This is a genomic window from Parapedobacter pyrenivorans (genome assembly GCF_014636865.1).
Taxonomy (GTDB): domain Bacteria; phylum Bacteroidota; class Bacteroidia; order Sphingobacteriales; family Sphingobacteriaceae; genus Parapedobacter; species Parapedobacter pyrenivorans.
In genome coordinates this window covers 1,318,892-1,339,495 of record NZ_BMER01000001.1, presented here as the reverse complement: position 1 = coordinate 1,339,495, position 20,604 = coordinate 1,318,892, and the positions used below count along the sequence as shown (strand labels likewise).

The window sequence follows — 20,604 nt, the reverse complement described above, 5'->3', positions numbered from 1 at the left end:
TTGTTTCCTTATCTATGATGAAATGCAAGGTGTTTTTTAGCTTCTTTAGAGATGTCTACAAAATACTTTCCCATATATTGTTGACGTCTTTAATCCGAGTTACCCTGCCGGCCTCGACATCTGCAATTCCTTTATCAAGCAATTCGACATTACCTGACTCAAGAAACCATTTATCCCCACTAGGGCTTGGATTTTGTGCACTAGAATAAGGGATCCCGACTGCATCAAGGATTTTCAGCAACATCTCACGTTTACTTTTGCTTCTCAATTCTATAGTGATTCGTTCCATATTTGCGCCAGTTTAGGCCAAATATACGCAATCTTTAAGTTCTGCGAAAATTGGGAGCAGAAAGTTTTAGCAATCAAAGCGGATGCTAGCGCACCCGCTTTGAACATTACCTCCGCCTGCGCCACCGCTGCAACAGTAGCGTCACACTAAAACTCACCGCGGCGCCTATTGCGGCAAGTAGGGCGGTTTTTATGATATCGTGCATGCCCAGTTGACCGATGATACCCAGGAGCGCACCGCCGGTGGTGCCTATGCCGAGCTGATGGTTAGTCTTCATCGCCGTCGTCCCCTTTCTTTGCAGCACTTTCCACGGCTTCCAGTACGCCGAGCGCCAGCGCCACATACTTGGCGACGGTCACCACTTTAGGCGGCAGCTTCAATGGTGCAGCGATAATAAACTGGCTGGCCATGGCCAAGGTTTCTTTGATCCTGTCGTATAATGTCGGCTTTTCCGCTTCGGGAAGCTCGACTGTGTTTTTTTCGTTTTGCATTTTTCAACTGTTATTGATTGAACAAAAAGCCGCAGGGCCTTCCCCGCCCCGCGGCATTGAATCCAACCTCCGGTTATGGCCCCGGTTCGGGTTCGTCCTCAGCCACTACTACTGTGCCCAGGTAGAGGCTGTTGCACGCAATGCCACCCGTCTTGCTCACCATCCCCAGGTACACGTGCACTTCATCACCGGCGAAATAATCCGGCAACTCCAGCAGCAGCTCCTCGTCGAGGCGCTTGGCACTACCGATATCATACTGGTACTCCGCCTTGGCGGCGTTGTACGCCACCACGATGGCCTGGTCGCTGTGATCCGATTTGGTGCGTGGTTTCGTGTTGTCTATCCACGACACGCGCAGCACCTGCCCCGGCAATGCCTCCGCCGAAGGGTTGAACGGCCGCACCAGGTCGCCCGCGCTGATGCGCACCAGCGCCGGGTCTACCGACACGTCGGGGTGCTCGCCAATAATGGCCTCCTTGTAGATCTGCCGCACGGCCAGGTTGTAGCCCGTGAGCTTTTGCTTGGCCTCCTTCCCATAGCCAACGTTGAATACGTAGCTGATCGGCTTGGCAAACACCACCGCTGCGGCGAACCGTACGCGGTGCATCAGCTGCTCTTCGGTGACCGGCCTGCCCTTGTTTACCCGTGGCAGGCTGCGCATGTAATCGATGCCGCGCCAGTGGGCGCCTACCACGTTTCCTACTTTTCCCGAGAATCCGCCGTGGATTCCCCTGTTAAAACTTCCCATAATACTTATTAATTAATATTTTCAATACTGTGCCTGCTGCCGGAACCGGCGTGGGCAGCTGGCGTTCGTTACTCCGTTTTCGTACCGGTACAGTGCCGTTTCCGGAAGCAAACATCGGGTGGGAAAAGCGTGGAAAAAACCTGGTGGCAACCATTGGCCGCGGCTGGCCAGAGGTGGCCGGGAATGGCTGCTTGCGACCAGATCTGTATCACCTAATAAGTATCCCGCTATACCTTCCCTACCCTTCGTTTACCCATTCGCTACCTTTCCCCTACCCCTTTGGTAAAGATTTGGTAAGGAATTGGTAAGCCCGAGGTAAAGAATAGGTAAAGAATAGGTAAGGAATAGGTAAGCAACTGGTAAGGCGGAGGTAAGGAAAGGGTAAGCCAGTAGTAAGTGAAGACTAAGCAGAAGGTAAGCATTTGGTAGGCATCAGGTAAAAAAAAGCCTGCCACCCCTACGGTCCGGCAGGCTTCTATCATTAAGGATGCGATCAGCTTGTACCGCTACTACCCGATTCGATGATGTCACTCATCAGGTAGTAGCGCATGCCGCCGATCTTGAGCGGCCGCAAAATGCCCTGTTCGTTGTAGCGCCGCAGCGTGCGGATGCTGATGCGCAGCATCATGGTGACTTCTTCGGGCAGCAACAGCCCGTGCTGATGGGCCGGGTTGCCCAAGCCGGCAAGCAGCCGTTTGAGCAGCTCGGCGAGCAGGTTGAGCAACGGAAGCACCGCGTCCACCACGGCATTTTCCTTTTTTGGGTACGAGAGATAAGGGTTCGATTGCATAAAAACCTCCATTTTTGAATTGAAAAAAGAAACACGTTAAGCATTAATAGATTTTACTTCGCGACACTTTAGCGATTCACCGCAATAATTTCTGGGAATGGTTGGCGTAGCGACACTTTGCAAACTGACTCATCGCGTCGACGGAACACATGCTTCCAACACCTCCGCTAGCGGGATGCCGGTATATTCGGCAAATTCGCGGAAGGTTATGTAGTGCCGGTTTTCTTTGCCTAGTGCTGCTTTGATAAGGCGCAGCTTGCGCTCGCCTTGTTTTTTGTCGACACCCAACAGGGCTGCCGCTTCGTTGGTACGGATACAAATGCGTTTGATGATCATAGGTGACATACTGTTTATGCAGCCGCCGACCCTTACCACGCTATGGTGATGCGTTCCACAGGCAGTGGTAATCGATTTTTCAACAATGCTTTACTATTACTTTGCATGTGCTTTACACGCGTTACACAGTGCACAAGCCCTGCATAAGCAGCATACTGCACGATGCTTGGCGTCAAATATAGCCCTAAACCAGTTATACCACAAGGAGTAAAAGGGCACTTTGGGTATAACATGGAGCTTTTTGGTAGGTTTGGGCATAAATGCCGCACGGGGCGGCCTTTTTTTACTTAGCTGGGATTTTACGCAGAATCCACGGCCAACGAGGCAGCAGCTGATCTCGGATTGTACCGCCCCCCATGCACCTGAAGAAGCCCCTGGGAATGCCAAGAAAGCACGGTATCTGCTCCTAATCGACCGTTTTTCGCATTTCCTTCCACCGCATACACCCACATGAAACGCACCGAAAATATACCCGATAGGGCATCGCCCCCTTTAAATAAAAATGACCAACTTTATCGGCATCAGTCAGACACTAAAAATAACCGTTATGAATTTAAGAAAATTGCAGCCAGCAATGGCGACCATTTTGTTTATTTCAGCTGCCTGCTCGGGTAACGTCGGGGAAGATGCCCTGACTTCGGTATCGCCAATCACCCCGGACTCGGTGATCGTGCCTGTCGCAACGGCTAAGCAGCTGGTGGCCAACTATGCCCCGCATGCAGGGTACGTCGTCAATGCGCAGGGCGACACCTCTTCAAACACACGCGCGCTATGGTTTAGCGCGGAGCAACTTGAGGCCCTCCTAGACCGAATCCGGACCGATGGTGGGGACGGCATCCGTTTTTACCTGGCCACTTATAACGATCATTATCCGGATAGTGGTGAGGCCTACGTCCCGCCGCGAGACCAATGGGGGCACCATACCCTGCTTATGGTACCCACACGCGAAGCAGCGGACACCAATGGGATGGTATTCCACCAAGACTATTATGCCGACTACGCGTATGGGCAAGAAAGCATCGAACTAAGGATTGCCGCACCGATCGAAAACGATGCCGCGATGTGCCCGCCGAATTGCCCCGGCGCCGACCTGATCGAACCGCCTCTTCCATGAACAGCCTCTTTACCTATTATACCTGCATTGAAGCGGCTTGCCTCATGGCCTCACTGGTTTTCCTCCGCCACGAACGGGGCAGTGCGTGGGGTATGTTGCGCTGGTACCTGGGTATCGTGCTGCTGGGTGAGCTCACAGCCCTGTATTGGACTTGGGTGCTGGGCCATCCGGCTAACCAATGGGTATACAATCTAGTCATGCCAGCCATCGCGGTGTTCGTTGGCCGGTTGACATTTTCGGGCATTGGCCAATTGATTACCATCCAACGGGTATGGCTATACACCTGGTGGTGGGCATGCGCAGTAGCCTACGGTGCCGAAGCATGGGCCAACGGGGGCCTATACGTATACCTACAGCATACCCGGCTTTTCATCAATATGAGCATTAGTGCAGGCTGCTTTTACTACTTTATCCTGCAGCTGCGAGCCAAGGAATACCGCAACGTGAAGGCCACGCCTGAGTTTTGGTGGATTTATGGCACCTGCTGCTTTTTCTTTGGGCAAAGTATCGCTAACCAGTATATCCGGCTGCTGGCGGTTACCGACACGACCATCTGGGGTGCTTCGCTGCACACGGTCATCTATGTTATTTTAATCAGTTTATTGTACGGACTATGGAGTTATGCGTTTTACTTGCGGCACAAGCAGCACAGCTTGGCCATCAATTCCTGATCGTACTGTTGCTCCTCATGGTGGCTGTGCCATCGATGCTCGCCTTTTTTACCGTCCGGCAGCATGAGCAACGCAAGCACTATGATGCCCAGGCGGAGCGGATGCGAATGCAGGCCGAAAATGACCAGCTACGGGCAGCGCTTGACGCCGCCCGGGAAGAAACCGAACGCATCGGCCGCCAGCTGCATGATGGGGTGGGCCATTATGTGACGCTGCTCAGTACGGAGTTACACCTCATCAGGGAGTACCCCGAAGAATTCAATCCGGAGGTCGCCGCCAAGCTCTGCGAGGACATCAAACTGATCAGGGAGGAGATCCGCAATACATCCCACAACTACGCCGGGCACAACTTCAAGATGTTTGGGTTGGTGAAAGCCATCCAAAAAGAAATCGAACGCGTACGGAAAACCAGCAATCTGACCGTCGAGCTGGCGGTAAACAAGTATCACGAAGGAAGCCTGACGCATAAAAACACGGAACACCTTTATTACATCTTCCTCGAATCCGTGCAGAATGTACAGAAGCATGCGGGCGCTTCTCACCTGAAGGTATCGCTCAGCGGGCAGGGGCAAAACGTTGTCCTGACGGTTAGCGACGATGGGTGTGGGTTCCAACCCGAGCATACCAACGGGATGGGGCTAAACAACATCCGTTTCCGATCCATCCTTTCCGAGGGCACCGCTGTCGTGGAAGCTTCGCCTGGAAAGGGTACGACAGTCACCATTAATCTACCAAAATATGCCTAGAAGAGACATACGCGTTGCCCTGGTTGATGATAAGGAACTTTTCTACACCGCATTGCAGCACAAGCTAAAGCACATCACCGGAGCCAAAGCGGTGTTTCATGCCGCTAGCACGCAAGCACTACAAGACCGCATTGCCTCTTGCTCGCCCCCGCCAGATATTGTGCTTATGGATATCCAGCTTGGCGTGAACGATAATGGATTTGAGTGTACGTGTTGGTTGCGCGAAGCCTATCCCCAAATACGGGTAATCGGTTACTCAGACTATCCACATGCGGAAACCATACAACGGCTTATCGGCTGCGGCGCACGCGCCTTCATCGAAAAAGGATTGGGAGCCCAGTCGCTCAAGTCGGCCTTGTTTGATGTGTACGAATCGGGTTACCACTTCAATGCGTTTATTCCAGACGACGCTTTTTTGGATGCCGCGCAACGCTTGGTGCTGGATGATCCGTGTAAAATAACAGGCACCCTGCAGCAGATCATGTTCTTGTGCGCTACAGACCTTACTACTGCGCAGATCGGTGAAGCGGTGTACCTCAGCGAACGGACCGTAAAAAATTACATCAGCCACCTTTGCCGGTTTTTCGGGGTTACCTATGCCAAGGCCATGGTGGCCCAGGCTTTCTGGCATGGGCTCATGCCCAATAGCATGCCTGATGAGCTCCGGGAGACCGTAAACCGATTAAAAACGACCAAGAACGAATAATAAACTAACCAATTACAGACACATGCAGACACATTTAACCATCTTACACCGAAAGCTCATCACACTGGGCATCACCCCGGTTGCGTGGCAGGCATTATCAGCTACCACCGTGCAGGTTACACGCCGCAAGGGGCGTTCGCTCCCCTATCTTTGCGGGGACTTCTTTTTTGTTGCCGAGGGCTTGCTTAAACAGGAATACCTCTTCAATGGCGCGCCCGTTATCGAACGGTTTCTGGACAAAGGCACGCCGTGTTTCATTACGTGGCCAGGCCAGCAGCAGGATTTCGAGGCGCTGGAAGATTCCGTGCTCTTGAAAATCCCGGCTGACGACCTGCGGCAGCTCACGCAAGCAGATCCCCTATTGGCTACCTTATTCGCCCTGCTGTTCGCAGAGTGGATGAATCTGTTGGAAATACGCATCGCACTGCTCCACGGACTGAAGAAAGACCGGGCAGCCGCATTCCGGGCAGCCTTTCCGGGCATGGCCAGCCGGATTGCAAAAAAAGATCTTGCCCAGTTTATCCACGTCAGCCCGGGCTACCTGAGCGGCAATCTGTAAGCATGCCCTACCGACAAACCACCTATTTTCGAAGCCAACTGTTTCGATTTCCAACGTGAGCACTTCGCATTTCGGCGGTTCACCCGCAGTGATTGCACGTATCTTGGCCCTTATGAAAAATTAATACAATGGTTTAACCGCGGTCACCGCGCCAACCAGATTTTTCAACATGCTTTACTGCCGGTAGCCCTACGGGGCACCGGTTTTCGAATGATGATGCAAACCATTACCATACAATTGCAAAACGCACCGAAGGCGATGTTCCAGCCGCTCGATATGCTTCCAAAGGACTGCGAACACCGCATCCCTTTCGGCGATATCAGCCTACTGGCAGACCGGGGTACCGATAGCCGTATCCTTTGCCAAGGCGTGAGCGGATGGCAATTTGAGCTATCGTTGTACCGATGCCGATGCCGAGACCGTACGCCCATCACGCTTACCGTCAACGAAAGCCGGGTGTTTTTCCTGTATGCCCTAAACGGAGTATTTCATTATCGTACGCCGAACGGCGGGCGCCATAGCCTCTCCCATGGGAATTATGTGGCGATTTACCTGCCAAAAGGCAAATACAGGTTGACATTGGGCAAACCACATCATACACTTTTCGGCTTCAGCCTGCCTTATGGCTACCTCATTTGGCTCACACGGCATTACGCCGAGCTAGCCGGACTGGCCGACCGGTGGAAATTACTGCCCAATGAACCCTTTGCATTGCCCGCTTGCAAGCTCGATGGTACCATTTGGCGCACCTTTGCGCAGATAAAAAGCTGCCCCAAGCGCGGCACCGAATTGGACGGGGCGCTCAAAGTTTACCTGGCACGGTTGGTTACCCGCTACGCTACGCAACTTGCTGAGCAACGGTTGTCGGCTGCGGAAAAGAACGAAGGCCTATCGAGACGGGTAGCGGCCTACCTTCAAGAGCACTACCATGAAGCGGACCAGATTTCCGCCGAAGCGCTTATGCAACAATTTCAAATCAGCGATACCCATATGCGCCGTATTTTCCAGGAAAGCTACGGTATCACCATACGCGGGCATATCCAAACGCTACGGGTGGAAGCGGGGAAGGAACTTTTGCAAACAACCAACCTCACAATTGCCGAAATCGCAGCCAAAGTCGGCTACGAATATACCGATAGCTTTATTAGACTGTTTAAGAAACAGGTCGGCATGAGCCCTTCCGTGTTCCGGAGGCGGCACGCCTGACGGCTTCCTGCCCGAATCAGTTTAAAACGAACATTTAGCATACAAATTATCCGGTGCGTGTTCGTTTCGACTATCGGATGAGGGCGAAATAGCCGTTACCTTGGTTGTATTGAATCGGAGAAGTACCCGCGCGGAAAGGAAGCTTCAGATAGCGGCTCCGATTCAAAAATTTTAGAAGAAAGGAGGTATTAGGTATGCCATGGTTTTCTTACGATTCAGGCAATCCAACAGCACCGGGAAGTTATTCCCCTGTTGACGGTGATCCCGATTGTAACACCGGGTCGCAACTTTGCGCTATAAATGCCAGCGGTTCGACACAACCTACAATTACAGCACCGCTCATCAGCGAAATGTTGGTAGCCGTCGTCACACAAACGCCCAGCGCGAATGTGCGGCTGAAGCCAGAACAATAGCAGATAGCTATTACCCCGGGTAGGTAAAGGTTGGCCTGAGTCTAACGCGGGCCAACCTTTTGTTTATCGACATTCTACAATCGGTTACCGCGGGCGGTTTTCCGGATTACAAAAAGATCGACATTACGTTTTGCTGAGACGAATTTAAGACCCTGCTTTTTGAGCTTGATGTTTAATCGGCTAATGTCTGACCATTCGGGATTATTTAAGTCCAATTTCCCCAAATACCCGGACTCGTCAAAGACGGGTGGATTTCCGGTTTGGCAATTCATCCGGTAAACCATATCGCTTGCCGGGCTGCCTTGGCCAACCAAAGATTTGAATGCATCTTCAGGAGTGGTGCTCAGGATGGTCTTTGAGGGACTTGTTTCAGTATCGGATATTTTACGCAATATCCAGCAATCCACAGTTCGCCTTTCAAATCTAGCCGTTATTCCCAGCAGGCGATTGAGTTCAGCAATCATAAACAGATAAATATCCTGTTCAGATTGGTTGGTGTCCTGCAAAACGACTTCAAGCGATAGGTCATGTTCGCGCTCCCAGGCGGCCTGGTAGCCCGAAACCTTCCGATCGTACCAAATGTCGTTGATATCGAGCCCCTCTACAACCAGTTGGTTTGGCGTGAGGAACAAATGGGGTCGATGAAGGGCAAATATGTCAAGAGTCTTCATCTGTAGCAAAAAATAAGCATTAACTATGGGTAGATTAATAATATACCCTCTACGGGTGCCACTGATCGAATCGACCGAAATGTCCAATTTTCCAGATAATCCATCCTGGTACCCCATCAGCGCTGTATATTGCAGCTTTTTGTCTGTGAATTGTCGATTGGTGGTCAACTGCAATAGCGGTTTGTTATAATCATAGCCGTTTTTCTCATTTTTTACCGGCCAGTTAACGGGCTTGCCATCCAGTATCATTTGGACGTTTTCTTTATTGATGTATTCGGTGCTTGTAATAGCTGTCACGACGCCTTTGTTAATCCAAACGATATGCGGTATGGACCGATGAGGAAAATGTCCACCCAAGGTTGTATCCTGTATGACGGTAGGTAGTTTAATCCGTTGGCCAATTGGATTTTTTTCCATGAATTGCCTTACCAACGCCTCATCTTGATAGGTGCTGAGCAAGACGTGGATTCGGTCACCAAATAAACGTTGCAATGAATCCAACTTTGGAAATGATTTGATACATCCCGAACAATAGGTCGACCAAAAGTCTATGATAAGCAAGCGGTCATCAAAATCTCGAAGGGCTTGTTCGTGAACTATTCCATTGTCCAACACGTATGGGAGCGAAATATCAGGTATCCGATCCCCCACCGAGACAGACGTAGTCGAATTTTGGAATAGTGGCTGCTCCAAGAACTGTGCGCGGGAATCGGTCCACGTGAACATGACAAATAGGAAAACACCAAATGATAAGTTAATTTTTTTCATTTTACCGTTTGTTTTGAATAATGGATGTGGTTTGAATAACTTCAAGGGGGAATAATAATGTATAGCGATAATCTTCGGGAGGCAACTCGTATATGGAGTTGTTGATATTGCGGATCGGTGTGAACTTCAACTGCTCATATTGGTTTAGGCGACGTAGATCGGACCAGCGCGCGCCTCTCATAACCAGTTCTTTTCGACGTTCGTGGAGTACCAACCTCAATAGCTGTTCTCGGTCTAATCCTACCGGAGGCCGGTAATCGCAGTTCACCCACCTGTGCCGCAGCAATAATTCCAGATCCCCAACAGCATCTTCAATGTCCCCATTTCGCGCCTTGCATTCTGACAGGATGAGATAAAGTTCGGCGGTCGTCAGCCCATTAAATAGCGTGCCATTCATCGTACCGTCATAACTGCCCCTGAAAGCGTAAGTACCATCACCGTTAACCGAAAAGAACAGCGATTTCCGGAGGTCGTTGCTGTCGTAACTTTCGACCAATGTACTGTCCACCCAGGCAGCGTATGGCGATAGCAAGCCGCTGTACTGACAGGTACTGTGAAAGATGACCTCCTCGTTGAATCGAACAAACGGGATGTATGCCTGTGGGTCAAGGCCATTGTAATCGATTAATTCCGCTTGTAGATCCAGTGCTTTCGTTGCTGCTCCAGAAGCATCAGCATAACGTCCCATCGTTAAATACACCCGTGCAAGCATTGCAGATGCTGCCGCCCTGGTTGGCTGGGTAGGAACACGGGTTGATATCGGCAAAGACACCGAGGCGTTATCCAGATCAGAAAGTATTTGCCTGTAGAGTGTTTCCAAGTCGACCCGCGGAGCGGGCCCGTCCAGATCAGCCGTTAGCCGGAGAGGGACCGAGGGGACTTCGTTCGTTCCTTCGATACGGTAAGCCGGAGCAAAAAGTTGTACCAATTCATAGTAGGCGAAGGCCCGGAAAAAAAAAGCCGATCCACGTATTTGATTGTAGCGATCCACTTCATGGCTCTCAGGGTTGAGTTCGTCGACCGTTTTCAACACCAGATTTGCATTGTAAACCACTTGATATGGGTAAAGCCATTCCGTGTAAGCGGGATAGGCATTTTCTCCCCAGATATACAATTCGCGTTCAGACAAATTAAGATACTGCCAATTTTCGGTTGTCAAATAGTAATTGTCTGCCGAGGCTTCACCTGCTGAAGGGTAGTTGCCATTCATTTTGCTGTAATCATTAAGCAGGGCTTCGCAGTCTCTTAATGTCTGCGGGATCACGAGTTTGCTACTCGATGGTTTGTCAAGAAAATGTTCACATCCAGCAAGGATTGGAATGATGATAAAAAATATATTGAGTCTTTTCATAACAAAAAGTATTAGGGGTTAGTAGGTGATTTGTATTCCGACTGCGTAATTGGACGGTATGGGCATGGGCCTATTGGCATATAGATCCGGATCCAACCCATGCTTATTTGCCCTCCAAACGATGCCCAGATTGCTGGCCGTAAGAAAGAAGCGCGTTGAAATACGGTCATTCCTGCCCATTCTTGACTCATAAGCAGCGGTAATTTCCTGGATCCTTACATGGTCACCGCGTTCGGCAAGGGCCGAAGAGTTTGCATAGAAATCGTTCCGATAGTTGTTGTTGGGATAGCGCATTGACGGCACCGCCGTGTAACGCTCGTCGCCGGGCTGTTGCCATCTCTTGTAGAAGTCGGCATGGCCGTAGTTATTGGCGAACAGATCTCCGTAGTTGATACTCTGCCGCATGAAATAGTATCTCGCTTTATATTGAATATTGATGCCGAGGCTGAAAGGGCCAAAGAAGACGGTTTGCCTGACCGAACCGAAATAACGGGGCGAGGAGGATCCGAGATACTGGTAATCTTCTAACGGAGCGTTAGTTAACCCGATATAGTCGGTGCTCAGCTCTCCTTCGAGATAACCCTGGGGATCACCGTTTTCCGCATCAAGACCAGCATATCGATAGACAACGACCGAATATGCATCTTTTCCTTCGATGGGATTAAGGGACATGTTTCCGACAAACCGCATTGGATAGAGTGTAGGCTCAAGATATTTTGTGACCCGCTGCCGGTTATAGCTGAACAGGTAGTGACCGTTCCAGCTGAATTTACCCCTTTTAAGATGCTCGGCTTGCAGGTTGACATCCCAACCGGTCACATGCAGGTCAGCACTGTTGACCGTAAGTGTCTGGAATCCCGAACTAAGATCAACAGGTGCACTCGCGATCACATCTTTGGGTCGTTTGTCGTAGTATTCGATACTGCCCGAGATACGATTGCCCGCCAGTGCAAAATCCAAACCCGCATTGAACTGTCCTACTTTTTCCCAACGTAAGGATGGGTTCGGCGGATTTGAGGTCGTTGCATAGGGGAGCCCGGTATTGAAATCTGCCCCGGCCAAATAGATTACCGGCACAGCGGGTACGGTGTTCGACGTATTCCCGCTGTACCCGTATGTGGCACGCAGCGTGAGTGCCGAAAAAGGGGTTAATTTGAAAAATGCTTCGTTATGCACCTTCCAAGAAGCCCCGATTGACCAAAAGGGGCTTCCCCGTCTGTTGCTGGTTACCCCAAAAAGATTACTGGCGTCCTTCCGTGCGCTTGCCGAAACGGTATATCGGCCATTATAGTCGTAAGATAGGTTTGCAAGGATGGCCGTATAGCGGTTATAGATATCTTCCATGGAGGAAGAATAAGGTAATCTTTGGGTGCCTCCGAAGAATGTTGGTAATGGCCGGATTGGATCGATATTGACGGTGGTACGCCGTTGTGGATCATATCCGAAGTACCGTGTAGATTCGGTATAAAAATTGGAACTGCGCAATTCTGCGGCTGCGACACCGAAAAGCTGGTGTAAACCCATACGTTTATCGATATCTACCTGGGCGCGGATGTTATGCACAGTCAGATCGGTGGTTTGCGGCAAATAATAGTCGCCGAGTGGAAACCCGTAGTTGGGTACACCATTCTCAATCGTGGTAAAATTATTGATGTAGTCTCGCACCAAATAGCTTTCCTGTTCATACAGCCTTGTGCTGCGTCTGTGCCCTGTCTCGTATTGGTATTTGGCGGAAGCTTTTATGCCCGGTAGCAATTGATAGTTAAGGCCCGTATTAATCAGTATATCTCCATCGTTAATGCTATAACTGCTCGTATTTGCCACGTCAAGCGGATGTGTGCGCCAGTCCTGCAACAATCCATCGCCAAGGGTCGGAAGCGCACTCATCCTGATCCGCGGGGAGCGGTAAATTTTGTTTCCATCATCGTCAAAAAATGGAAGGTAGGGAACGGGCTTCCGAGCATCATACCCATATTGGATGTCTGTATCTGGGCCGATATCCCGGGTGTTGGTCTGGCTATACCATATTCCGGAGGTGATTTCCAGGTCTTCAATGGGTCGGAAGCTTGCATCCGACCTTAGGGTGAGACGAGCGAAGGATCCGGTAACCACGTGCAGCCGGTTGTTGTCGTATCCCGCACTGAATCCGTATTTGATTTTCTCATTACCGCCGCTCAGGGCCAGCGAATGCTGTTGGTTAACCGAGGGACGATAGATATACCGGCTGTAGTCCCTGCGTACGTCCTGCTTGCTATAAAACATCTTTTGTTGGTTTAGGTCTTCTTCGCTGATAAGACCGCGATCGAATTGATCCCATAGATCTACCATCGGGCTGACCGAGGGGAATGTACGGGTATTCGTTAACCGGGATCGATAATATCCCTGGTCATATAACTCGCGTTCGACCGCTATAAGATCCTCCGGCGATATCTGAGGGACATAAAATAAATCAGGCCGCTCACCGATTGTCATGGCACTGTTTAAGGAAACCCGGAGCGGCTGGTTATAGCGGACCTTCTTGGTTGTGATCAGTATCACCCCGTTTCCGGCCCTTGCTCCCCAGATGGAGGCTGCCGCGGCATCCTTAAGCAGGGTAACCGACTCGACGTCATTTGGGTTGATGTTGTTTATATCGCCTTCGTAAGGAAAATTATCAACCACGATGAGCACCTGGCCCGAATGGTGCAGGCCGCTTTTTCCCCGTAATGTAGGTTCCGGGCGCATGACGTGGTTTATCATGGCGCCGTAACCGGCATAGGGAAATTTTACGGCGGTGGTTATACCGTCTAACCGGTTGATAATGTTGGTGGCGGTGTTGTGGTTGAGCAGCGCGTTGTCGACCACCTCAAAACTTCCCGTAGCCCGTTCTTTCGGGATGGTCTGGTAGCCGGTGCTTACATCCACCTCTTCCAACATTTTTTCGGTGGGTACAAGCGTGAAATGGCCAGGGCCGATGTCTGCTTCATTAAATTTTTCTTGGATGGCCTCATGGCCGACGTAAGAGATGATGACTGTGCCGGTTTGCTGTGGTGCACGCAGGTTGAAGCGGCCATCGCGGCCGGTGATGGTTTTGGTGTTCGTGCCCTTTACCGCCACGGTGGCCCCCGATATGGGGCGACCTGTGGTATCGGCAACAACACCCGACAGCACAGGCCCCGAAGAATCGGGGCGCTGTGCGCGGGCATACAAACACATGATCGTTAGTATTGGCCATAGCATGGCCATTAAGCGTATTTTTTGCTTCATTCGGTATTGGTTTTAAGTTAGTTACAAATTCAAGCTTTAAGTAACCGACCGCCAAACCGATTGAAAAGTCAGTGTTTTATTTGTAGGTAAAGGGAAAAGAAGCTACCTTTAATCGAAATTGCGAATAACCGATAAAGTAAGCTGCCCTTGACCTGTAGCAAACATGTGCGTTTTCTGTTGGCATGGGGTCGGTAGCAACCGGGAAGCGGGGCTTTTTTGCCCGTGCTTTCGGGGTAGGCTTTCTTAAGTTGCCTCTTCCCTATGCGTTTCCACGGTCGCGGCGTTTTTGGCAGGCCTTACTCGGGCGCAGATATGACGTTTTTTGAAATGGATTGAAGAGGTTTGGCACGCACGCGGAGGTTATCGCAATGTGCGATACCTACCGCTAGTGAATTGCGGGCTAGGTGCTTTGGTTGTTTGGTAAATATCGTTCTCATAATCGCTTTGGTTTATGATTACGACGTGCACTCAAGAAGCTTAAAGGCAAGCAAATTGGCATAAAACCAATAGAGCGAACCCTTATGCTTTGGATGTGGCACCGCCAAGCGCCCCTTAAATCGAAACTTAAGTTCCACAAAGTCTTACAAAGAGCTCGCCCTATTGGAATATATCGCGAAGATACAAAATCCAATAGAAAGCGAACTCCGCATCGACTCATGTGGAAATATTGGCGGTTTTCATCCATGAGTGACATCGTAAATGAGAGTACTTCCCTCATTCAAATTCGCATATCAACGAAACAAATATAGAATATTAATATGACTTTTAAAAGTATTTCAATCAAAAGTCACATAAAATAGTTAATATGGCAACATTATTAGGAGCCTATCTGAATAAACTAGGGGTGACGAAAGAAAAAGTTAGGAGCTTGGCAAATGTAAAGAGCCCAAGAATGAACGACCTAAATAACAAAGATACAGCTAAGCCCTTACCTGAAGAATTTTATAAAATCATTGTCGTAGCAATCAAACTAGCCGATTTAGAAGACAAAGAGTTCGTAAATGCAATTGACTTCATTTTCCCCGATAGGCCAAAGAATAATTTTTTAGAAGGGTTTCAGCATATGTCAGAGGATATAAGGTTTCTAAAAAAACATATGCTTAAGCAAGGTGAAGTCGAAGAAAATATTGGGATGGCAGAAAATAAAATTAGCAGACTTGTAAATAATAAAGCCAAAGACTTATTAGCCGTCGAATTGATATGTTTTATAGAAGGTTTAGGACTAGATGTGTTGGAGACGTTCAAAGAAATATTTGGACCAATCGGTGAAGACGAAAGCGCTTCTCTCCCTTACCCTGAAATTTTAAATGAAAGAACTACTAAAATCTACCAATACATAGAAGCTTACAATGAATTCGACGTACCCAATATGTTGGATCATATGGCTGATTCGGTAGTTTTTGACAACTACGAAAACAACCAGTCAACCTTGCATCTGGAAGGGATTGACGAGTTTAGGAAACAGGCTGTGGAGGCACTTGCCTATTTTACTGAACGACAACAAAAAATCCTATCCATAACTCACAAATCTAACACTACGGAAATCACCGTTAGCTATGAAGCAATAGCGGGGATGGATTTTCCAAATGGCATCAAAGAGGGCGATAGGGTACAACTATCGGGTAGGTCTGTTTTTGAGTTTTTGCCAACCGGCAAGATTTCTAAGTTGACGGATTATAGTTAAAACGGTACCCCAGTATTTGGGTTAATTAGCTGATTTTAATGAATTTAAACGAATAAGAAAAGAAAAATCAAGATACTAACCAAACTTGCGGTCACAAATTGTGACTTCAAGATTAGCCTAAAGACAAACTATTCCACTACTTCTACGGTAACGGCGAGCGACCGATGGGTGGGGGATAACTTTGAGGCTTACGGCATCCATATTGAACTCCAGAATACCGATTAAGTAAACCTCCGGCAATTGGTAATCATTGGATGCCTTGCCCTTTTTCAGCAACCGCTGGATGAGCCGCGATACGTAATACAGTGCCCTATCTTTGAAGAAATCCTGCCTGATGCGCTGCATCTCGACGATGAAATACTCGCCGTTATCGCCGCGGCAATGTAGGTCGAAAACAACGCGTTTGTCCTCATCGCCATCGTGTTCGTTAGGTGCATATTCGAGATCAACGATATGCATCTCTCCCTGAAAAAGGTCGTTTAGGAACTCTTTTAAAATCTCCTTGTTGGGCTCCTGCCCGATCCCCAGTCGGTTAAAGGGTCTATGAATTTCCCTACTTTAGGTTCCTTTGATTGGTCTTACGCAAAGACAAAAATTTTAGCTTAATTTTGCCGGCAATTCAGGTTGCTATTGAAAATGTGCGAGATGCCGTATATCCACACCGCAGTTTTGAATTAAAAAATGTGTCGTCAGTTGCAGCGGCTAAAAAGCCCCGGACGAACTTCGGACAATACATGAAGGATCATTTCGAAAGCGAAAACACAGTTATTGTAGGCGATGAGAATAGCTTTGAAAAAATCCAAGCTAAGACCGGAATCCCGGAGCAGCGGTTGAAAGACATCTATTTCAACACCGGTGCGCCGGAACCTTATGAGTTTTTGCTTATCGAAAAAGCTGTCGGAAAACTGCCCGGTGAAATGATGAAAGACTATGTTGAAAAGTATCCGGTAAAGAAAGGAAAAGAATAATATACGAGCGAAACTTGCGGGTTACAAATTGCGATCGTTGATAAGTTTATCGATAGTCGAAAGGAGGGAAATAGGAACTATTGTATATTCTGGAATAAAGTAAAAGCCACCCTACTGGATGGCTCGATATCATTACAATGGCAAATTAAGCTGCCGCTATTTCTTTTTCTGGGCCAGATCAGCGCGGACTTTCTTGACGAAGGATTCGCGCACTACGGCTAACGATGCGATCTTGGCATCATCAAACGCTGTATTCTGAATTAAGTTCTTAACAAATTCGTAGCTTTTAACTTCGGCACCTTTTTCAATGCCTTGACGTTCAGCCCTATCCAATAAATATTCCTTTGTTCCCATAGCTTCTGTGCTCCTTCCTTCTAGCTGTACTGTTTCACTTTCAAAGATAGCGAATTGATTCGAATCTTCAAAGGATACATAATATTTCAAGAAATCGTAAATGCCGGCGCGAGCGTACTTTGGCATCTTCCGCCCCTTCATCTCGTGGTACAAGTCACGCTTGATATTCCGCAGTAATTCATCATCTGCATTCTTTTGCTTAATGGCCAGCAGTGCCGTTAGTATCACCACGGCAAACGGATTCGGGTCAGTCCGAAGTGCAGCCTCATCCTGGTCCAGTATCTTGTAACTGGTAAATTCATAGGTGAGCCTGGTGCCCAGTAGCCCTTCCTCATATCCCGATGGCCGGTAGTTTTTATTACCGTCCCCAAGTATGGCAACGGCCGTAACGGGTACTTTGTACCTTTCCCTGAGCTTGATGTAATAATCTGCCATGCGCTTGGCCAGATCCCTCCTGCCTTTCTGTGACTGCACTTCGATGTGGCATAATATGAACTGCTCGCCGCCATCCTTGAGAAATACCTTGACCAATTTATCCACATAACGTACACCCCTGCTGCCACCCCGACGATGTTCGGGAAAAAGCTCATCTAATTCCTTATCCCAGTATTCAAAACCTTTGCTGAAATCAAATATTCCTGCCGCATTCGGAAAGAAGAATTTCAGGAAATAGGGGAATACGTGCTCCAATACAGCTTTCCATAGCCGGTCATCCTGCCTGGTGTTTCCATTTGCCTTTTTAGGTTCAGCCATGCTTCATAGTTGGTGTAAAGGCAAATGTAAAATAAACCAGTATAAATTGCTAATTATTTTATCCGTTAAACGGAAGCCTCATTCAATTCTTCCACTATTTCTGCGGCTTCACCCTCCCCAACTTCTTCAACTTCGACAAACCCCTGCCATCGGCCGACAAGCTAAAGGCGCAACTCATCAAGTTCCACAAAGCGAACGGCTCGGATGTCTATAAAAATCTCTTCAAAGACCCCAAGCTGATCGATCTGCTGGAAGACGGACTGATCCCATCAGGCTATTTCAAGGAGTGGCGTGATGTATCGGAAGTGCAGCAGCATTGTCGCAATGCCTTACGCTTTTACCGAACATGGCGTACTGATGTTGTCTAACGTATTAAAGAGCGAGTTAGCCACGAAAAATGAGCATCAAGCTAATTGAGATTTTCGTTCACTTACGAAGGAACCTGACTGCTCACACTGAACTTAAATTGGAAATCGAGCAAATTAAAAACTATATCACACATCAAAGCAGAAAGCAGGAAAATCAAGATAAAAACATAGAACTGCTGTTCCAATATGTGGATCGACTACAAGAGAAATTGGAAGAACCCGCTCCGAAAGAACGGCAAAAAATTGGGTATCAGAGTGGTGGAAACAAAGATGAAGGTTTATAGGTATTTTTTGGGTACTACTATTCGAATAATGATAAGCTTTCCCAAAACGTGCAAGCATAAATTTTCCATTCCAGCAGAAGGAATAGAGAAGCAGCGGCCGCAAGACATCTATTTCAACACCGGTGCGCCGGAACCTTATGAGTTTTTGCTTATCGAAAAAGCTGTCGGAAAACTGCCCGGTGAAATGATGAAAGACTATGTTGAAAAGTATCCGGTAAAGAAAGGAAAAGAATAATATACGAGCGAAACTTGCGGGTTACAAATTGCGATCGTTGATAAGTTTATCGATAGTCGAAAGGAGGGAAATAGGAACTGCTGCCATATTCTGGAATAAAATAAAAGCCATCCTACTGGATGGCCGAATATCATCATAATGGCAAATTAAGCGACCGCTATTTTTTCTTTTTGCCCAAATCAGCGCGGACTTTCTTTACAAACGCTTCCGTTACCGTAGCAAAGTTGGCAATTTCAGACACGGTGAATTTTCCGGTAGCCAACAGATTGCGGACAACCTCATAGCTTTTTAACTCGGCACCTTTTTCAATTCCTTTTTCGATCCCTTTTTCGATCCCTTTTTCGATCAATAAATCATACGTACTCATGACAGTATCTCTAATTGTCAACGGCAAATCCTTCACCATTTTCACCAATTGTTCTGGCGTGAATTTGGCTCTGTTAAAGTAATATATCAAAAACGCCTGCTGCAGCTCGCCACTCCCATCATCCAAACCAACCGCCAACTCACCAGTGAAATTTTGGCTGAGCCAAAATTCCTCGAAAGCGTGCTTAAGCATCAGCAAAGAGGATACCAAAAACCGGTTGCCTACCGCCTTGATAACCTCGTCGGGCGTATCACGCAAGTTGGTGTAAATATAGTCAAACTTCGGCAGATATCCAAGCAGCTCCCCGTCCAATCCGTCGAATAGCCTGTCCAGCGTCCAATACTCCCACTGTTGTTCGCCATGGTAAAACAGGACGGGTATGATGGGGGATAATCGCTTACGCTTCTGCTGGATTTGCTGCTGGTAACCGGAAAACAGGTAACCGCCGATCTGCACGGGCGTATATTTGTCCGGTGCGCTCTTGTGCTCCAGGAGCAGCGAGATGTGTATGCTCCCCCTGCGGTCTTTGCGCTGGCAGGTATAGACCACATCCGCGATGGCGGTTTGCAGCTCTTTGGAAACATACGTTCCGGGCAATGGACTGAGGGTGCTGAAATCCAGCTTATCGGCAATGTGTGCCGGCAACGCAGACCGGAAATAGTCGATGGCCATTTGCTTATCGGCAAGCAGGCTCCTGACGAAAGTGTCATGTACGTTAAGGGTGTTGGCCATGGTCCGGATGGTTATTCATAAACGGTGAAGTAATGGTGTCAGCGCTCACAAATATACCGAATGATAATTTAATTAGCAAAAACAATTACCCTGCTTGGAAAGAAAGAATCTTGAAAATGTGCGAGATGCGGTATATCCACACCGCAGTTTTGAGTTAATAAATGTGTCTTCAGTTGCAGCGGCTAAAAAGCCCCGGACGAACTTCGGAAAATACATGCAAGACCATTTCGAAAGCGAAAACATAGCTATTGTAGACGACGAGAATGGCTTTGAAAAAATCCAGGCTAAGACCGGAATCCCGGAGCAGCGGTTGAAAGACAGCTATTTCAACACCGGTGCGCCAGAACCCTTATGAGTTTTTGCTTATCGAAAAAGCTGTCGGCAAAGAGCCGGGTGAAATGATGAAAGACTATGTTGAAAAGTATCCGGTAAAGAAAGGAAAAGAATAATATACGAGCGAAACTTGCGGGTCAAAGACCGTGGCTGCTGCACATTGCGCCCGACTCTCGTACTACTAGGTTTCCAATATATCAGGAGCTGGAAATAGCTTTGACACGGTTAATTCGGCATAGCGACTGGATTCTTTTGCGATGTATTCGCCGATATCATCCAAATCGGCAATGGCATTATTTGTCCAGACTATTTCTTTCTTGACGAAGTCAATGGACACTTCTGCTACGCCTGCTGCAGCCTCGTATAGTAGTGCTTATTAAGAATGGCTTTTCGTTGTCGGAATCGTTATGGGATTTATAAA

Annotated in this window: 25 protein-coding genes; 12 read left to right on the top strand and 13 right to left on the bottom strand. The window is 48.4% G+C overall.

Features of this window, described 5'->3' with window-relative positions; genetic code table 11:
• Positions 1-55: 55 nt before the first annotated feature.
• From IEV98_RS05340 to IEV98_RS05325, 4 genes are all read right to left on the bottom strand, one after another.
• The gene (locus IEV98_RS05340; protein ID WP_188504853.1) at positions 56-289 is read right to left on the bottom strand and encodes a hypothetical protein; all 234 of its coding nucleotides are present in this window, start codon (positions 287-289) and stop codon (positions 56-58) included.
• A gap of 106 nt (positions 290-395) precedes the next feature.
• Entirely contained in the window at positions 396-566 is a 171-nt protein-coding gene (locus tag IEV98_RS05335; protein ID WP_188504852.1) for a hypothetical protein, read from the bottom strand.
• Positions 556-780: a hypothetical protein gene (locus tag IEV98_RS05330; RefSeq protein WP_188504851.1), complete on the bottom strand. Its 225-nt coding sequence runs from the start codon at positions 778-780 to the stop codon at positions 556-558. Before IEV98_RS05330 ends, IEV98_RS05335 begins: the two co-directional genes overlap by 11 nt.
• Positions 781-853: 73 nt before the next feature.
• On the bottom strand, positions 854-1,528 hold the full coding sequence (locus IEV98_RS05325; protein WP_188504850.1) for a DUF6266 family protein: 675 nt from the start codon (positions 1,526-1,528) through the stop codon (positions 854-856).
• Positions 1,529-1,557: 29 nt separating this feature from the next.
• On the opposite strand from IEV98_RS05325, the gene IEV98_RS05320 reads away from it, so the two are divergent.
• Positions 1,558-1,836, top strand: a complete 279-nt coding sequence (locus tag IEV98_RS05320) for a hypothetical protein (protein WP_188504849.1) — start codon at positions 1,558-1,560, stop codon at positions 1,834-1,836.
• 185 nt (positions 1,837-2,021) lie between these two features.
• Here the strand turns inward: IEV98_RS05320 and IEV98_RS05315 are convergent, their stop codons facing one another.
• Positions 2,022-2,318, bottom strand: a complete 297-nt coding sequence (locus tag IEV98_RS05315; protein WP_188504848.1) for a helix-turn-helix domain-containing protein — start codon at positions 2,316-2,318, stop codon at positions 2,022-2,024.
• Between the two features lie 129 nt (positions 2,319-2,447).
• Positions 2,448-2,663: a hypothetical protein gene (locus tag IEV98_RS05310; RefSeq protein ID WP_188504847.1), complete on the bottom strand. Its 216-nt coding sequence runs from the start codon at positions 2,661-2,663 to the stop codon at positions 2,448-2,450.
• Positions 2,664-3,201: 538 nt separating this feature from the next.
• Between IEV98_RS05310 and IEV98_RS05305 the strand changes: the two genes are divergently transcribed.
• From IEV98_RS05305 to IEV98_RS05280, 6 genes are all read left to right on the top strand, one after another.
• The gene (locus tag IEV98_RS05305; protein ID WP_188504846.1) at positions 3,202-3,768 is read left to right on the top strand and encodes a hypothetical protein; all 567 of its coding nucleotides are present in this window, start codon (positions 3,202-3,204) and stop codon (positions 3,766-3,768) included.
• Positions 3,765-4,439: a hypothetical protein gene (locus IEV98_RS05300; RefSeq protein ID WP_188504845.1), complete on the top strand. Its 675-nt coding sequence runs from the start codon at positions 3,765-3,767 to the stop codon at positions 4,437-4,439. The genes IEV98_RS05305 and IEV98_RS05300 overlap by 4 nt, the downstream gene beginning before the upstream one ends.
• A complete protein-coding gene (locus IEV98_RS05295) occupies positions 4,382-5,185 on the top strand; it encodes a sensor histidine kinase (RefSeq protein ID WP_188504844.1) in 804 nt (267 codons plus the stop codon). The genes IEV98_RS05300 and IEV98_RS05295 overlap by 58 nt, the downstream gene beginning before the upstream one ends.
• The gene (locus IEV98_RS05290; RefSeq protein WP_188504843.1) at positions 5,178-5,891 is read left to right on the top strand and encodes a response regulator transcription factor; all 714 of its coding nucleotides are present in this window, start codon (positions 5,178-5,180) and stop codon (positions 5,889-5,891) included. Before IEV98_RS05295 ends, IEV98_RS05290 begins: the two co-directional genes overlap by 8 nt.
• A 22-nt stretch (positions 5,892-5,913) precedes the next feature.
• On the top strand, positions 5,914-6,450 hold the full coding sequence (locus tag IEV98_RS05285; protein WP_188504842.1) for a cyclic nucleotide-binding domain-containing protein: 537 nt from the start codon (positions 5,914-5,916) through the stop codon (positions 6,448-6,450).
• A 210-nt stretch (positions 6,451-6,660) separates the two neighbouring features.
• Positions 6,661-7,656 (top strand): helix-turn-helix domain-containing protein, encoded by a 996-nt coding sequence (locus IEV98_RS05280; RefSeq protein ID WP_188504841.1) that lies wholly within the window; start codon positions 6,661-6,663, stop codon positions 7,654-7,656.
• Positions 7,657-8,143: 487 nt separating this feature from the next.
• Here the strand turns inward: IEV98_RS05280 and IEV98_RS05275 are convergent, their stop codons facing one another.
• From IEV98_RS05275 to IEV98_RS05260, 4 genes are all read right to left on the bottom strand, one after another.
• Complete coding sequence (locus IEV98_RS05275) at positions 8,144-9,508, bottom strand: TlpA family protein disulfide reductase (RefSeq protein WP_188504840.1); 1,365 nt, start codon at positions 9,506-9,508, stop codon at positions 8,144-8,146.
• A gap of 1 nt (position 9,509) precedes the next feature.
• A complete protein-coding gene (locus IEV98_RS05270) occupies positions 9,510-10,859 on the bottom strand; it encodes a RagB/SusD family nutrient uptake outer membrane protein (protein ID WP_188504839.1) in 1,350 nt (449 codons plus the stop codon).
• An 18-nt stretch (positions 10,860-10,877) separates the two neighbouring features.
• A complete protein-coding gene (locus tag IEV98_RS05265) occupies positions 10,878-14,105 on the bottom strand; it encodes a SusC/RagA family TonB-linked outer membrane protein (RefSeq protein ID WP_188504838.1) in 3,228 nt (1,075 codons plus the stop codon).
• A gap of 296 nt (positions 14,106-14,401) precedes the next feature.
• On the bottom strand, positions 14,402-14,542 hold the full coding sequence (locus IEV98_RS05260) for a hypothetical protein (RefSeq protein ID WP_188504837.1): 141 nt from the start codon (positions 14,540-14,542) through the stop codon (positions 14,402-14,404).
• Between the two features lie 368 nt (positions 14,543-14,910).
• Between IEV98_RS05260 and IEV98_RS05255 the strand changes: the two genes are divergently transcribed.
• Entirely contained in the window at positions 14,911-15,789 is an 879-nt protein-coding gene (locus IEV98_RS05255; protein WP_188504836.1) for a nuclear transport factor 2 family protein, read from the top strand.
• Between the two features lie 117 nt (positions 15,790-15,906).
• Here IEV98_RS05255 and IEV98_RS05250 read toward each other — a convergent pair whose 3' ends face one another.
• Positions 15,907-16,311, bottom strand: coding sequence for a PD-(D/E)XK nuclease family transposase (locus IEV98_RS05250; protein ID WP_262892479.1), 405 nt, complete (start codon positions 16,309-16,311; stop codon positions 15,907-15,909).
• A gap of 212 nt (positions 16,312-16,523) precedes the next feature.
• Between IEV98_RS05250 and IEV98_RS05245 the strand changes: the two genes are divergently transcribed.
• Positions 16,524-16,757, top strand: a complete 234-nt coding sequence (locus IEV98_RS05245; protein ID WP_188504835.1) for a hypothetical protein — start codon at positions 16,524-16,526, stop codon at positions 16,755-16,757.
• 156 nt (positions 16,758-16,913) lie between these two features.
• Here the strand turns inward: IEV98_RS05245 and IEV98_RS05240 are convergent, their stop codons facing one another.
• On the bottom strand, positions 16,914-17,864 hold the full coding sequence (locus IEV98_RS05240; protein ID WP_188504834.1) for an RpnC/YadD family protein: 951 nt from the start codon (positions 17,862-17,864) through the stop codon (positions 16,914-16,916).
• A 397-nt stretch (positions 17,865-18,261) separates the two neighbouring features.
• Between IEV98_RS05240 and IEV98_RS05235 the strand changes: the two genes are divergently transcribed.
• Both IEV98_RS05235 and IEV98_RS05230 read left to right on the top strand, forming a co-directional pair.
• Entirely contained in the window at positions 18,262-18,516 is a 255-nt protein-coding gene (locus tag IEV98_RS05235; RefSeq protein ID WP_188504833.1) for a hypothetical protein, read from the top strand.
• Positions 18,517-18,544: 28 nt separating this feature from the next.
• Positions 18,545-18,751, top strand: a complete 207-nt coding sequence (locus IEV98_RS05230) for a hypothetical protein (RefSeq protein WP_188504832.1) — start codon at positions 18,545-18,547, stop codon at positions 18,749-18,751.
• A 157-nt stretch (positions 18,752-18,908) separates the two neighbouring features.
• On the opposite strand, the gene IEV98_RS05225 is transcribed toward IEV98_RS05230, so the two are convergent.
• Positions 18,909-19,850, bottom strand: coding sequence for an Rpn family recombination-promoting nuclease/putative transposase (locus tag IEV98_RS05225; protein WP_188504831.1), 942 nt, complete (start codon positions 19,848-19,850; stop codon positions 18,909-18,911).
• 94 nt (positions 19,851-19,944) lie between these two features.
• On the opposite strand from IEV98_RS05225, the gene IEV98_RS05220 reads away from it, so the two are divergent.
• Positions 19,945-20,205 (top strand): hypothetical protein, encoded by a 261-nt coding sequence (locus tag IEV98_RS05220; protein ID WP_188504830.1) that lies wholly within the window; start codon positions 19,945-19,947, stop codon positions 20,203-20,205.
• Positions 20,206-20,604: the final 399 nt, after the last annotated feature.